The 13,418-nt window shown below is 44.9% G+C and carries 10 protein-coding genes; 1 reads left to right on the top strand and 9 read right to left on the bottom strand.

Annotated elements, in window-relative coordinates:
- Positions 1 to 233: 233 nt before the first annotated feature.
- The gene (locus ACEQZT_RS04210) at positions 234 to 2,825 is read left to right on the top strand and encodes a hypothetical protein (RefSeq protein WP_370087548.1); all 2,592 of its coding nucleotides are present in this window, start codon (positions 234 to 236) and stop codon (positions 2,823 to 2,825) included.
- Positions 2,826 to 3,097: 272 nt separating this feature from the next.
- On the opposite strand, the gene ftsZ is transcribed toward ACEQZT_RS04210, so the two are convergent.
- The 9 genes from ftsZ to mraY all read right to left on the bottom strand — a co-directional run bounded on the left by ftsZ (position 3,098) and on the right by mraY (position 13,418).
- On the bottom strand, positions 3,098 to 4,654 hold the full coding sequence (gene ftsZ / locus ACEQZT_RS04205; protein WP_370087546.1) for a cell division protein FtsZ: 1,557 nt from the start codon (positions 4,652 to 4,654) through the stop codon (positions 3,098 to 3,100).
- A gap of 71 nt (positions 4,655 to 4,725) precedes the next feature.
- Entirely contained in the window at positions 4,726 to 6,021 is a 1,296-nt protein-coding gene (gene ftsA / locus ACEQZT_RS04200) for a cell division protein FtsA (protein WP_370087544.1), read from the bottom strand.
- A 75-nt stretch (positions 6,022 to 6,096) separates the two neighbouring features.
- Complete coding sequence (locus ACEQZT_RS04195) at positions 6,097 to 6,855, bottom strand: cell division protein FtsQ/DivIB (protein WP_370087542.1); 759 nt, start codon at positions 6,853 to 6,855, stop codon at positions 6,097 to 6,099.
- Entirely contained in the window at positions 6,848 to 8,242 is a 1,395-nt protein-coding gene (gene murC, locus ACEQZT_RS04190; protein WP_370087540.1) for a UDP-N-acetylmuramate--L-alanine ligase, read from the bottom strand. Before murC ends, ACEQZT_RS04195 begins: the two co-directional genes overlap by 8 nt.
- Positions 8,242 to 9,321 (bottom strand): undecaprenyldiphospho-muramoylpentapeptide beta-N-acetylglucosaminyltransferase, encoded by a 1,080-nt coding sequence (gene murG / locus ACEQZT_RS04185; RefSeq protein WP_370087538.1) that lies wholly within the window; start codon positions 9,319 to 9,321, stop codon positions 8,242 to 8,244. The genes murC and murG overlap by 1 nt, the downstream gene beginning before the upstream one ends.
- A 26-nt stretch (positions 9,322 to 9,347) precedes the next feature.
- Entirely contained in the window at positions 9,348 to 10,499 is a 1,152-nt protein-coding gene (locus tag ACEQZT_RS04180; RefSeq protein WP_370087536.1) for an FtsW/RodA/SpoVE family cell cycle protein, read from the bottom strand.
- On the bottom strand, positions 10,496 to 11,875 hold the full coding sequence (gene murD, locus ACEQZT_RS04175; RefSeq protein ID WP_370087534.1) for a UDP-N-acetylmuramoyl-L-alanine--D-glutamate ligase: 1,380 nt from the start codon (positions 11,873 to 11,875) through the stop codon (positions 10,496 to 10,498). Before murD ends, ACEQZT_RS04180 begins: the two co-directional genes overlap by 4 nt.
- The gene (locus tag ACEQZT_RS04170) at positions 11,875 to 12,243 is read right to left on the bottom strand and encodes a hypothetical protein (RefSeq protein WP_370087532.1); all 369 of its coding nucleotides are present in this window, start codon (positions 12,241 to 12,243) and stop codon (positions 11,875 to 11,877) included. Before ACEQZT_RS04170 ends, murD begins: the two co-directional genes overlap by 1 nt.
- Entirely contained in the window at positions 12,243 to 13,418 is a 1,176-nt protein-coding gene (gene mraY, locus ACEQZT_RS04165) for a phospho-N-acetylmuramoyl-pentapeptide-transferase (protein WP_370087530.1), read from the bottom strand. Before mraY ends, ACEQZT_RS04170 begins: the two co-directional genes overlap by 1 nt.

Here is a 13,418-nt window from a genome sequence, read left to right as displayed (position 1 = left end):
GAAGACTGATATCGAAAACTGTCTATCCTTCGATAGACTCAGGATGACAGGCAGGCTCAGGGGGCCAGATAGGCTCAGGGGGACACTCATTTATGATCACATTTTTATGATCGGCTCTCCGCTAATGGCGGATCGCAAGACATTAGCATTACATCGAAACTATTAAGCAGCCGACTAGCTCACATAATAATTTTGACCAAACTCAGACTATCTTTGGTTTTTCTAATACCACCATGAAAAGCATTCTGTCCCTTTGTTTTTTTGGCCTTGTTGTTTTCATATACGGTCAGCAGGGTCCATTTGGACCCGGAACAGCCACTACCTCAGGCAGCACATCATACAACTGGACAAACCCGTCCAATGCCCTAACAGATAATACATCTGCAGCTACGGCTACTATCGTTGGTGCTAATAATACCACCAATCTATTAAGGCTTACCAACTTTGGTTTCAGCATCCCCATCGGAGCTACGATCAACGGCATATTGGTAGAAATAAGAATGCAAGGCACAAATGGAAGGAGCCGTGATCAAACCATCCAACTGAAAAAAGCAGCTGGTCCTGTTGGGTCGAATAAAGCCCGTAAGAAAGCTACCTGGCCAAAAAATAGCGCCAGGTATGTTCGATTTGGCGGGGCTGCTGATCTGTGGGGAACCAGCTGGTCGCACTCAGATATTAATAACAGCGCATTTGGAATTGATATAGCTGCTAAGGCAAGGAAAAATACGGCTACACCCAGGGTGGAATATGTGAGGATCACTGTCTACTTCAATCAAAACAATTTTTACTCCAAGGCCACCGGAAATCTAAACCTGCTAAGCAGCTGGGGTACAAATACTGATGGCTCAGGAACAGCCCCCGGCAACTTCACTAGCAACAATCAGGTATTTAATTTAAGAAATAGAGCTACAGTAACCCTTGCTGACAACCTGACGATTTCAGGTACCGGATCAAGGCTGGTGGTGGGCAATGGAAGTAATGCGATAGAGTTTACCATCCCATCCGGATTCACTTATACGGGAGAAATGGACGTATCCAATAACGCTACGGTAAACCTAAATAACGCTACCCTGCCTACCCTCGGACAGATTTCCAGAACAAGCAACGGAGGATCTTCTACAATATCATATGGTGCCTCTACGGCCCAGAATGTCTCGGGACGGGCGTACCATAATTTGATTATCTCCGGCGCAAGCACTAAAACCTTGTCAGGCACAGGCAGTACCGAAGGAACATTAACCATAAACAGTAGCTCCACTTTTTCTGATGGTGGTTCCATCTTCACCGTTGAGGGAAACATCACAAATTCAGGCACCCACTTGAGTAGTCCGGATGGGGTACTCCTGCTTGACGGAGCTTCCTCTCAAACCATCACAGGGAATGGCATATTTGGAAATCTTGAAATTTACAACACCAACGGAGTGACTATCTCCGGCAGCATAACGATTTCGGGGAATTTACTCCTGGAAGAGGGTGCTCTGGCTATCGGAAGCAATACCTTAACTTTGAACGGAACAATAACGAACGTGAATGGAACCATCTCCGGAGGGACTAATTCCAATATGGTTATTGGAGGTTCTGGCAGTTTAGGTACGCTAAATTTCACCTCAGGGTCGCAGAGTCTAAACAATCTAACTGTAAACCGAACTTCCTCCGGAATTGTGACACTAGGTACAGCCTTGAATGTAAGGAATATCCTTACAATGACTTCAGGTGATATTCACACTGGATCAAACACGTTCACTCTTGGCACATCTACATCATCTCGTGGTACACTCACTCGTACATCGGGCCTGATATTTGGTTCTTTCACCCGCTGGTTTACCAACGCAACCAACTCCGGCACGACGGGGCATTTTCCTGTTGGAACGCTAACCGATTATCGCCCGGTGACCATTGAATTCACTTCTTCGCCAACAACAGGTGGACGATTAACAGCCCAATTTATCGAGGGTGATCCCGGAAATGTGGGTCTCCCATTAAATGAATCCGCAGTAGATATAAACAAAGCAGGTGAATCAGGAGTCTGGCAACTTACACCTATCACCCTTTCCGGAGGTAATTACACCGGGACTTTTACGGGAACGAACTTCACTGGGGTCCTCGATTATTCAACCTTACACCTGGTCAAGCGAACAAACTCAGCTTCTTCCTGGCTTCTCGATGGAACACATCAGACAACCACAGGTTCGAACGTAGCACCCGTGCTTAGAAGAACAGTCATGTCAGGTTTTGGTGAGTTTGGTATTGGTGGTGATAAATCAAGCAATCCTTTACCGGTAACGATGCTGTTTTTCAGGGGTGAAAAATTGAATAACAAAATCCTTCTACACTGGGCTACTGCCAGTGAAGTGAACAATGATTTTTTTGAATTGGAGCTTAGCAAAGATGGTATTACATGGAGTAAAGTGGCCAACATCCCTGGTAACGGAAATTCCAATAGCCGAATAGACTACTACTATTATGTAGTAAAGCCCATCAATTCATCATACTATAGGTTGAAGCAGGTAGATTTTGATGGTCAATTTGAACATCATGAAGTAATTCTAATTGAAGGAGAAGAGGTTATTCCCATGAGGAGGATCATTATTCATCCAAACCCGGTATCGACGGGAGAAATTGTAACTATTGAACTACAGAATAATTACGAACAGATCGTGAATGTAACCCTGAATAGCCTGAATGGTGCTGTTATTTCAAAGCTACAAAAGAATGGATCTGATGGTTATAAGATTCCAGAACTTCAAAAGTCCAATGGTCAGGTTTATCTCATTATCATTGAGACGACCGAAAGATTCTACGCCCAAAAAATCTCAATCAAATAGCTGGATTCAGCGTGTACCAAAAACAATCAAGCCCCGACCATGGCCGGGGCTTATTCTTGGCAGAATGCTGGTTCTAGACCAGCGATGTATGACTAACACCTACTGTTAACCATGTCTTTAATGTCATCCTGAGGCACTCGATGGCTGTCTATCCTTCGATAAACTCAGGATGACAGCTGAGCTCAGAATGACACTCATTTCGTGAAGCAATCTCAAAATTAGGATCGCTTTGCTCCTCGTGATGACGGTAGATTGAAGGACTAGCCTTTCAATCAGTCCACGTTATCGTGCAAAAACTTATTGTTGCCTAAAATCTGATTCTCCTCGTTCAGGTTGAACTTGGAAATGTTTCGCTCTGCTGAGTGAGGTACATTCTGAAGCTTGATTTTCTTACGCTCATACGCAGGCACATCCAGTCTTTCCTTGAATTCCTCCGTTGGCATGTCGAACTTCTTGCTGGCGAACATCGCCTCGCGCTCTGCTCGCTCTTGTGCAAGTCTCACTTGCTTGGAGCTAGGCGAAGCATCAAATGCGTCGGCTATGCTCACTTCATCTTCGTGTATTTCTTCCTCTTCGTCATCGAATCCATTGGTAAAATCAAACTCAAAAGAAGACTGCTCAGCAGGTCGCTTTCTACGCTGCTCTTCCTCTTCTACTTCGCGCTTTATTTCATCTTTCAGCGAGCTGAATTCATAGTTCCAGTCTTCCACACCTTCCTTGTCACTCTCCTCCTCAATTTCAAACATGAAGTCTGAAGTATTTCCGCGTCTTTTTGATTCGTCAATCTCCCGTTGAGAGTTCAGGTCAAATCGCTTGGCTTCCTCCTCCTTAGAGATGTACTCACCATGCTCATCCACTTTACCAAAACCTGTGGCAATCACCGTCACGCTGATATTCTCACCCAGTGAGCTATCTACACCGTGACCGAAGATCACCTCTGCATTGTCGCCGGCATATTCCTGAATGTAATCGGTGATGTCTGTAAGCTCGTCCATCTGAAGCTCAGCTTCCTCACCGGAGATGATGGAAAGCAAAATCTTCTCAGCACCGTAGATATCCTGCTGATTCAACAGTGGAGAGTTGAGCGCTTCTTCAGCGGCTCTTCTCGCTCTGTTGTCACCAATGGTTTTTGCAGAGCCCATTACAGCTGGTCCTGCTCCTTTCATCACGGTCTTCACATCCTCAAAATCAACGTTTACATAACCCGGAACGGTAATGATCTCCGCGATTCCTTTCGCTGCTGTGGTCAATACATTGTCTGCCTGACCAAATGCTTCGCTGATGGATAGGTTTCCATAAATCTCACGCAGCTTGTCATTCATAATTACTAAGACGGTATCGCAGTACTTCTTCAGCTCTTTGATTCCATCTTCAGCAGCTTTCATTTTTTTCTTTCCTTCGAAAGCAAATGGAGCCGTCACGATACCCACGGTAAGGATATCCAGCTCACTGGCCACCTGCGCAATAACCGGGGCAGCACCTGTGCCAGTACCTCCACCCATTCCGGCGGTGATGAAGACCATTTTCGTGTCTTGCGAGAGTAGGTCACGAATCTCTTCTTTACTTTCGATTGCGGCATTTCTGCCTCGTTCAGGATTTGCTCCTGCTCCCAGACCACTAGTCAGATTAGTTCCAATCTGCAGTCTGTTCGGTACTGCGCTGCTTTCCAGCGCCTGATGGTCTGTATTACAAACCACAAATTCTACATCCCGGATCCCCAGGCTGTACATGTGATTAACAGCGTTGCTGCCACCACCACCAACTCCCACCACCTTGATGATGGACTTGTGATGTGACGGTAAGTCGAATTGATACATATTTTCTGCCATTTTTATAAAGTTTTGAGTTTCAAGCTTCAAGCCCCAAGTCACCTTGTAGCTTGTTTCTTGCAGCTTGCTACTTAATTAATCTTATCATCAAAATCATCGATTAAAAGGCCTTTCGTTTTCTCCAAAATGTTGGAAAAGAACTTGTTGCCTTGCTTCATCTTTTTCTTTCCTTCTCCTTTATAGGTTGGAGATTCGGAGTACCTAGCCTGACGGATGTCCAGCGCTTTGAATCCTGAAAGCACCAGTCCGACGGTCGTTGCAAACATTGGGCTCTTTGCCGCATCCACCTTGCTTCGGCCCAAATGCTCATTCGGGTAGCCAATGCGTGTATCCAACCCAGTCATGTATTCGAATAGCTGGCTCAGGTTGGTCAGTTGTGAGCCTCCACCAGTCACCACGATACCGGCTGCCAACTTCTTATTGTAGCCGGAGCTAATGATTTCGGTGTGCACAAGTTCAATGATCTCTTCCATCCTCGCTTCAATGATGTGCGCAAGGTTCTTGATGGAAATCTCCTTAGGAGGTCTGTTTCTCAAGCCAGGGATCGAAACGATCTCATTCGGGCTGGCCTCCTCAGAGATGGCCTTACCGAACTTCGTCTTCAGCAACTCCGCCTGATGCTCCATCACCATGCATCCTTGCTTGATGTCTGAAGTAATGATGTTGCCACCAAAAGGAATGACTGCCGTGTGCCTAATGATGTTGTCGTAGAACACCGCCACATCGGTGGTACCACCCCCAATATCTACCAGGCAAACACCTGCCTCTTTCTCCTCCTCGGAAAGAACAGATAAGCTGGACGCGAGTGGTTCCAAAATGAGGTTCTCAATCTGGAGTCCAGCCTTTTTCACACACTTGTTTATGTTGTTAATCGCGTTGGTCTGTGCTGTGATGATATGGAAGTCTGCCTCGAGTTTTACCCCGGTCATGCCCACAGGATCCATGATACCGTCCTCATAATCAACGATGTAATCCTGAGGCATCACATGGATGATCTCACTGCCCGGAGGAGTCACGATTCGGTGCATATCGCTATTCAGGCGAGCCAAATCTTCGATGGTGATCTCACCGTCCTTATCCTCACGCGTGATCCCTCCATGGTGGACTGCACTCTTGATGTGCTGACCGGCAATACCCACATTTACCACTCCTATGTCGATTCCAGACTGCTCACTTGCTTCCGCAATGGCCTTCTCGATCGCCCGAACGGTCTTGTCGATATTTGTCACGATCCCACGGATTACACCATCAGATACTGCCTTGCCCATGCCGAGTATCTCGAGCTTACCGTATTCATTTTTCTTTCCGACAATGGCACAGATCTTAGTCGTGCCTATGTCCAATCCAACGATGATTTTATCTTCCATAATTCTTTAGTTATAAGTTGCAAGTAATAAGCTTCAAGTAAGCTTGTGGCTTGTCGCTTATGACTTGTGGCTTTTTCATTCACAAATAATTTGATTCTCAAACTTCAGATTTACCCGATCATAGGTGTTCCATCCTTTCTTCGGTAAAATCTCTTTGTAGAAAGTCATCAGCTTCGAAAACTTCCTATCTAAATCCTCAGGCTTACCAAACTCCACTACCTGCTTTGTCACCTGCGGGTACAATTCGATCTCTCCATCTTTTTTGATGAAGATATGTGCGATCTGGGCTTTCCAGAATTTATCCTTTTCTATAAAAGTCAGCAGTTCAAATATCTGCTTTCCATATTTGCTTTCGCTCAAATTCTCCTCCCACATAAACTCAAACTCAGTCTCCATCAATGGTACTCTCGCAGTATGCTTGGCATTCACCGGAAGTACCCTTCCATCAGCATCGATGTATCGATCTTTCTTCCCATCGATAAACAGTCGGGCAATCGGTTTGCTCTGCTCCACCTTCACCTGCAGGTTGCCTTTAAGGTCCCTATATACCTGCGCATCTTTCACAAATGGGTTTGCTTCCACCCGCTCCTCCAACACTTTAGGATCAAGGTTGCCCATTTCCACACCAAGCACATAGTCTGCGCTTTTATCCGTCATCAGATCCACCACTTCCAGCTGGTCGGTGAAGAAGTTTCCTTCCTGATCCGTGATTTCAACTTTTACTTCCTCTACAGTTCGTCCATTATTTTTTATACCCGCAAAAGTGATCAGTGTGATCAACAATAATCCACTGAAAGAATAGATCAGAATATTTTTCTTTTCTTCCTTACTCATCTTCTTCAGATTTAGGGTTGAACTTATTCTTCATATACTCAGCGATCTTTGGCACTTCTCTGTCAATATCCCCTGCGCCAATTGTTACCACGATATCCAGGTTGTGATCGTCAAGCTCTTGCAGGAGATAATCCTTTGTCACCATCACCTTCTTTTCATTCTCCATCAAATCATAAATTGATTTGGAGGACACACCTTCTATCGGCTCTTCTCTGGCCGGATAGATATCCAGTAATATCACTTCATCAGCTTTATCCAAGGCCTCAGCAAATCCTTTCTTGAAGTCATTGGTGCGGGAATACAAGTGCGGCTGGAAAATAGCCGTGATCTTTCGCTTACCAGCTAATGACCGAACTGATTTCAAAAAGGCATTGATCTCCTCCGGGTGATGTGCATAGTCATCGATGAGCGTGGCATGCGGACTTCTGAAGACATATTCGAAGCGACGCTTTACTCCTTTATAGGATCGCATCAGCTTTCTAATTTCGCGACCTTCCATTCCCAGATCAACAGCTACCGTGATTGCAGCAAGTGCATTCTCCACATTGTGGTAGCCAGGGAATTCGAGATGAACGTCTGAAATCTTCTCCATGCCATATCGGTAAGTGAAGACAAAAGCTCCATTTACAATACGAAGTGCATCTGCTACGGCATCTCCATTTCGAATGGCATAAGAAATGTATTTATTGCCCGGATTGATTTTAAAACCTGCCTCTGAGTGCATCAAGACTTTACCTTCCTTAGGCGTTTTCTTCACGAACTCCTCGTAGGTGTCCAGCATGGCTGTCTCATCTCCATAAATATCCAGGTGATCCGGGTCAAGTGAGGTGATTATCACATAGTTTGGATTCAGTCGCATAAAGGACCGATCGTACTCGTCGGCCTCCACAACAATTGGTGCATTGTCGTCACCGATAATTAGGTTGGTGCCTGTATTGGCCATAATGCCACCGACAAATGCTGAACATCCTTTTCTGGAATGGCTCAGCAAGTGTGCAATCATGGAAGTGGTTGTTGTCTTGCCATGTGTACCAGCAACAGCGATGGTGAAATGATTCTCAGTAATCATGCCCAGCACTTCTGAGCGCTTCATGACTGTGAAGCCATTGTCACGGAAATAATTCAACTCAAAATGATCTGCAGGGATTGCAGGAGTGTACACAATAAGCGTCCCTTCTTTTTCAAGGAATTTATCATCGATCAGATCCAGCTGATCTTCATAGTGTACATCTATCTTCTCCTCAATCAGCTTTTTGGTCAGGTCGGACTCTGTCTTGTCGTACCCTGCCACCATTTTTCCTTTGGCCTGAAACCAACGAGCCAATGCACTCATTCCGATACCTCCGATACCGATGAAATAGGCGTTATTTACTTCGTTCAGTTTCATTATGCAATGAGTTTCATTACTTCGTTGGCAATATCCACAGCGGCATTTTCATGCGCCATGGCTCCTATATTTTTAGACAGCTTTTGCTGCCGATCTTTATCTTTTAACAGTGCGATAGCCTCGTTGATCAACTTGTCCATCGCCTCACTATCTTTTACCATCTCTGCAGCGTCATTATCCACCAATGCCTTTGCATTGATCGTCTGATGGTCCTCCGCTACGTTTGGTGAAGGCACCAAAATGGATGGTTTACCAGTTAGCATTAGCTCAGCGATCGACAGAGCCCCTGCTCTTGAGATCACCACATCTGCACATTCATAAGCAAAGTCCATCTGCAAAATGAAATCTTTGAGAACCACCTTGCCTCCCTTGCCTTCCGCTCGCTCGGTCATTTCATTTTTGTAAAATCCTCCACACTGCCAGATCAACTGAATGTCCTCTTCTTTGAGCTTATCCAGCCCAGCCATCACACTTTCATTTAGCGTCCTTGCTCCCAGACTACCGCCGATCACAAGTAGTGTTAACTTACTCTCATCCAACTCAAAATGCTTGTAAGCTTCTCCCCTCCTGTTTGGATTTAGCTTGATGGTTTTTCTCACAGGATTTCCTGTAACCACCAGCTTCTCCGCAGGAAAGTATTTTTCCATTCCCTCGTGAGCTACACAGATTTTATTCACTGATTTCGACAGCCACTTATTGGTCAGCCCTGCATAGGAGTTTTGTTCCTGAATCAACGTTGGGATGCCCTTTTTGCTGGCAACATAAAGCAAAGGACCGCTGGCAAATCCGCCAACACCTACTACCACGTCCGGCTTAAATTTCTTGATCAATCGCGCAGATTGACGTAAACTCGAAAACAGCTTGATTGGAAACATCAGGTTATCTGCAGAGATTTTTCGTTGGATGCCGCTGATCCATAATCCCTCAATCTCAAAGCCTGCTTCCGGCACCTTCTTCATCTCCATTTTGTCCTTCGCACCTACAAAGAGAATCTCTACATGCTGCAGCATATCCTTTAGGGTCTGCGCAATGGAAATAGCAGGATAGATGTGGCCACCTGTGCCGCCACCGCTTATCATAATGCGATATGTACGTTCCTTTTCGATTATGCTGCTTCTTTATATTGATTACCTATCGTTCCTCCGAAATTGTCTATCTCACCCCGGCTAACGCTGAGAATAATTCCCAATGCCACCCCGGCAAATAGCTGTGACGTTCCTCCCATACTGATAAACGGAAGTGTCAACCCGGTAACAGGTCCCAGGCCAACAGCCACGCCCATATTTACCAATGCCTGAACGACCAGCGCAAAGCTCAGTCCGGCAGAGAGTAGGCCTCCATAAGCCCGATCATTTTGCTCGGCTGCCTTCATTCCCCGATACAAAAGAGCGAGGTATAAAAACAGGATAAGCACACCCCCGATCATTCCATACTCCTCCAAAATGATTGCATAGATGAAATCCGAATATGGGTGTGGCAGGAAGTTTCTTTGATCACTTTGCCCCGGTCCTTTTCCGATCACCCCACCGGAAGCAATGGCTATATATGCCTGCTTGGCCTGATAGGGAGTATCACCACTAACAAAATCTTCTACCCTGGAAATTGCGGTTCCGCCTCTTTGACCGATCATGAAAGCGACAGACCCAAATGACATGCAGATCACCACCAGCATGGCCAGGTATTTTACCGGCACCCGTCCAATGAATAGCACGAGCATACAAGTCAGGAATAATAGAATCGCTGAAGAGAAATTGGTCAATGCAATTAGTCCGCAGATCAAACCGATCCAGAAAAGCATAGGCACGATAGCCTTTTGAAAGTCATCGATCGATCTCTGACGTTTAGAAAGCATACTGGCTAGTGTAACCAAAAGTGCAAGCTTCGCAAGATCTGATGGCTGGAATGCCTGATTGATCACAGGTACAGTGAGCCAGCGAGAGGCTTCATTGATGGTTGATCCGAATAACCATGTGAATAATAATAATGGCACACATAGCCACAGTACAAGTCTTGAAATTTTAGAGTAGTATCGGTAGTCAATGCGGTGTGCCACCCAAATGGCTACCAAGCTGAGGATCACTAATAATGAATGCTTGATGAGGTAATACTCTGTATTTCCATCCATCATTTTGTATGCCAGGCTACCAGTGGCACTATAAACCACCAGAATACTAAACAGTGAAAGGATGAACACGATGAACCATATTACCGGGTCACCTTTCAGGTTACGATATGCCCAATTTTTTATCTCGTTCATGCCTCGTTTACTTTTAGTTTCTTACTCAGCTTATTTACCGCACTCTTGAACTTATCACCACGATCTTCATAATTGTTGAATAAATCGAAGCTGGCACAAGCCGGAGACAGCAATACCACATCTCCCTTTTCTGCCCATTCGTGAGCCTGCTCCACTGCTTTCTTCGCACTATCCACCTCGGCAATCATGTCCAGTTTTGATCCGAAAAAATCGGTGAGTCCACGATTATCCTTACCCATGCAGATCAGTGCTTTCACCTTTTTCTTCACCAACTTTTCGATCTGCGTGTAGTCGTTTCCTTTGTCAATGCCTCCGGCAATCCAAATGATCTTTCCTTTCACTCCGTCCAATGCATAGTAAACTGAATCCACATTGGTGGCCTTGGAATCATTGATATATGCAGCTCCGTCTATTTCCTTCACAAATTCTAATCTGTGCGGTGCATTTTTAAAGGATTTTAATCCTTTAAGGATTTTTTCTATCGGTACATCCATATTCAAAGCACTCAATACAGCCGCCATGCTATTGACCATATTGTGCTTGCCAATCAGCGAAACTTCAGAAATCGGAATCTGGTATTGTTTCCTGTCTTCTTTGTATTGGAAATTGAAAATCAAATGCTCATCCTTCAGGTAGGCATTGAGCTTGCTGTTGTTTGATGCTGACATGGCAAACATGCTCGCTTCAATTTTCCTTCTGCTGATCTCCTCTGTAACCGGTTCAGAATCTGCACTGTAGATGAATGCCTGCTCGTTGGTCAGGTTTTCTACAATTCTGAATTTGGAGGTGATGTACTTATTGAAATTGTATTCATACCGATCCAGATGATCAGGGGTGATATTGAGCAATACTGCCACATCAGGTCTGAAATTGACAATGCCATCCAGCTGGAAGCTGCTCACCTCCACCACGTAGTAATGATATCCACCCTTGGCAACCAGTCCCGCCAGACTCTTGCCAACATTGCCTCCTAAAGCCACTTTATAGCCTGCAGTTTTTAGCAGGTGGTAGGTCAGCAATGAGGTCGTTGTTTTTCCATTCGTACCTGTAATGGCGATGACTTTCGCCTTATCAATGAATCGATAAGCAAACTCTATCTCAGAGATTACGGGTATCCCTTTAGCAACTATTTTTTTAATTAACGGGGCAGAATCAGGTATCCCCGGGCTTTTTACTACCACCGACGCATTGAGAATCAACTCCTCCGTGTGACCTCCTTCTTCAAAATCGATCTTCTGACTTTTGAGCACACGCCTCCTCTCAGAAGCCAGGTTCCCGCCATCCGACAGGAAAACTTCATAGCCCTTTTGCAGAGCAAGCACAGCGGCACCAACACCGCTCTCACCACCGCCTAATATGACTATGCGTTCATTCATTATTCTTCGTCTTTTACTTTTCCGTCGATGATCACGTCAAAGCATTTTGAGTAGATGGAAATCAGGTCGTAACCATCCTTCAAAAAGTCATTGATCAGACTGATCTTCTGTTTCTTATTAGCTATTTCCAACTGATCAAGGATGAATAGTACTTCATCAGTTTCGTCTTCCAGCTTGTCCATAATCTGGTTGAATACCACCTCAGTTGGAGCTTTTAGCAACCTTAAAAATTGCTCATCTATCTTTCTGGCACTCCTTATCAACATAGAAGTGGCCTGCACCAAGGTGCCGGAAGGAATAAGTTCAGAAAGCTGCACTGCACTCTTCTGAAACTTTTCATTTAATTCATGAATTTGCGTTACTGTCATCACCTGATTTTTAAAGTTGCTAATGTGAAAATGGCTAATAGGATCCCCACGGTCCAGAAGCGAGCTACAATCTTCGCTTCATGAAGTCCTTTCTTTTGATAGTGGTGATGGAGTGGCGACATCAAGAAGATGCGTCTGCCTTCACCGTATTTCTTTTTGGTGTACTTGAAATAGGACACCTGAATGATTACCGATAGATTTTCGATGACAAGAATGCCACACAACACCGGGATCAATAATTCTTTTCGAATGACAAACGCCAACACCGCGATGATTCCTCCCAATGAAAGACTGCCAGTGTCTCCCATGAAAACCTGTGCCGGGTATGAATTGTACCAGAGGAATCCAATACATGCACCAACAAAAGCGGTACAGAATATCACCAGCTCACCTGAGTTTGGTATGAACATAATGTTGAGGTAATTGGCAAAAATGGCGTTACCAGACAGGTATGCAAGCACAGCCAACGTTAGTCCGATGATCGCACATGTTCCGGCTGCAAGCCCGTCCAGACCATCAGTGATATTGGCTCCATTGGATACAGCTGTGACAATGAAAATCACAACCAATACATAAAGCACCCATGAGTAATCAACTAAAAATTCAGGTAGCAGCCAATCGTATTGAAACTCATTGTTAGCTACGAATGGAATGGTGGTAAGTAATGAATTCTCATCTTTGAATGCCTCTCCTGAGAAGTCACGAACCACAATATCGTCATGAAAAACCATCACCAGACCTACAAGTAGTCCCAGCCCAATCTGACCAATCACTTTGAATTTACCGCGTAGACCTTCTTTGTTTTTCTTTTTCACCTTCAGGTAATCATCAAGGAAGCCTATACTTCCCATCCAAAGAGCTGAGATAATCAAAAGGATAATGTAGATGTTTCCTAAATCAGCAAAAAGCAAGGTAGGGATGACGATAGCTGAGATGATGATAATACCACCCATAGTAGGGGTTCCTTTTTTCTCCATCTGGCCGTCCAGCCCAAGATCACGGATCGATTCTCCAAGCTGATACTTGCGGAGCATTTCGATCAGGTACTTTCCGAAAGTAATCGTAATCAAAAGGGACAGAAGAGCCGCCATCCCCGCTCTGAACGAGATGTACTGAAACATTCCCGCCCCTGGGAAGTCTATTTGATTTAGGTATTCAAATAAGTAATTCAGCAT

The sequence above is a fragment of the Ekhidna sp. genome, from assembly GCF_964218185.1.
GTDB lineage: Bacteria > Bacteroidota > Bacteroidia > Cytophagales > Cyclobacteriaceae > Ekhidna.
This window is presented reverse-complemented; position numbering and strand designations above follow the sequence as displayed.

Bases quoted from the DNA above. Each gene is read 5' to 3' on its own strand.
- ACEQZT_RS04210 (WP_370087548.1), top strand. From the start codon at position 234: ATGAAAAGCATTCTGTCCCTTTGTTTTTTTGGCCTTGTTGTTTTCATA.
- ACEQZT_RS04170 (WP_370087532.1), bottom strand. From the start codon at position 12,243: ATGACAGTAACGCAAATTCATGAATTAAATGAAAAGTTTCAGAAGAGT.
- murC (WP_370087540.1), bottom strand. From the start codon at position 8,242: ATGAAACTGAACGAAGTAAATAACGCCTATTTCATCGGTATCGGAGGT.
- mraY (WP_370087530.1), bottom strand. From the start codon at position 13,418: ATGCTGAATTACTTATTTGAATACCTAAATCAAATAGACTTCCCAGGG.
- murG (WP_370087538.1), bottom strand. From the start codon at position 9,321: ATGATAAGCGGTGGCGGCACAGGTGGCCACATCTATCCTGCTATTTCC.
- ACEQZT_RS04195 (WP_370087542.1), bottom strand. From the start codon at position 6,855: ATGAGTAAGGAAGAAAAGAAAAATATTCTGATCTATTCTTTCAGTGGA.
- ftsZ (WP_370087546.1), bottom strand. From the start codon at position 4,654: ATGGCAGAAAATATGTATCAATTCGACTTACCGTCACATCACAAGTCC.
- murD (WP_370087534.1), bottom strand. From the start codon at position 11,875: ATGAATGAACGCATAGTCATATTAGGCGGTGGTGAGAGCGGTGTTGGT.
- ACEQZT_RS04180 (WP_370087536.1), bottom strand. From the start codon at position 10,499: ATGAACGAGATAAAAAATTGGGCATATCGTAACCTGAAAGGTGACCCG.
- ftsA (WP_370087544.1), bottom strand. From the start codon at position 6,021: ATGGAAGATAAAATCATCGTTGGATTGGACATAGGCACGACTAAGATC.